Below are 1,186 nucleotides of genomic sequence, written 5' to 3' on the forward strand. Positions count from 1 at the left end.
CGACATTAACGGTAACGTTGAGTGATCCAAGTCCATTTACGTTGTCAGTAACGAAAGTGGATGAGAGCTTGTGCGGAGCAGGAGATGGCAGTATAGATTTGAGTGTCAGTCCATCGGCAGGTAGCTATGTTTATTCATGGACTAACAGTGCAGGAACGGTGGTTGGTACGAGCCAAGATATGAGTGGTTTGTTGCCCGATACCTATACAGTAAGTGTGATTTCAGGTAGCTGCGTGAGCACGACGAGTGTGGTGATCAATGGTGGATCAGTAGGCTTTGCGTTGTCATCGAGTGTAGTAAATCCGAGTGTATGTAGTGGCGCAGACGGTAGCGTCAATTTGAGTGTAAGTCCTGTTGGCACTTATACATATAGCTGGACTAACAGTTCAGGCGTAGTAGTAGGTACAAGTGAAGATATAAGTGGTTTGAGTGCAGGAGTTTACACGGTAGTGGTAAGTCAAGGCACTTGTACTTCGAGTTTAAGTGTAACGTTGAGTGATCCAAGTCCATTCACATTGTCAGTAACGAAAGTGGATGAGAGCTTGTGTGGAGCAGGAGATGGCAGTATCAATTTGAGTGTCAGTCCATCGGCAGGTAGCTATGTTTATTCATGGACTAACAGTGCAGGAACGGTGGTTGGTACGAGCCAAGATATGAGTGGTTTGTTGCCCGATACCTATACAGTAAGTGTGATTTCAGGTAGCTGCGTGAGCACGACGAGTGTGGTGATCAATGGTGGATCAGTAGGCTTTGCGTTGTCATCGAGCGTAGTAAATCCGAGTGTATGTAGTGGCGCAGACGGTAGCATCAATTTGAGTGTAAGTCCTGTTGGCACTTATACATATAGCTGGACTAACAGTTCAGGCGTAGTAGTAGGTACAAGTGAAGATATAAGTGGTTTGAGTGCAGGAGCGTACACGGTAGTGGTAAGTCAAGGCACTTGTACTGCGACATTAACGGTAACGTTGAGTGATCCAAGTCCATTTACGTTGTCAGTAACGAAAGTGGATGAGAGCTTGTGCGGAGCAGGAGATGGCAGTATAGATTTGAGTGTCAGTCCATCGGCAGGTAGCTATGTTTATTCATGGACGAACAGTGCAGGAACGGTAGTAGGTACGAGCCAAGATATGAGTGGTTTGTTACCCGATACCTATACAGTAAGTGTGATTTCAGGTAGCTGCGTGAG

1 protein-coding gene is annotated in these 1,186 nt (G+C 46.1%); it reads left to right on the plus strand.

What is annotated here, in order from left to right; genetic code table 11:
• A partial coding sequence (locus BM090_RS18075; protein WP_143084054.1) for a serine-rich family protein occupies positions 1 to 1,186 on the plus strand: 1,186 nt, incomplete at both ends.

It is taken from the genome of Flexibacter flexilis DSM 6793 (assembly GCF_900112255.1).
Taxonomy (GTDB): Bacteria; Bacteroidota; Bacteroidia; order Cytophagales; family Flexibacteraceae; genus Flexibacter; species Flexibacter flexilis.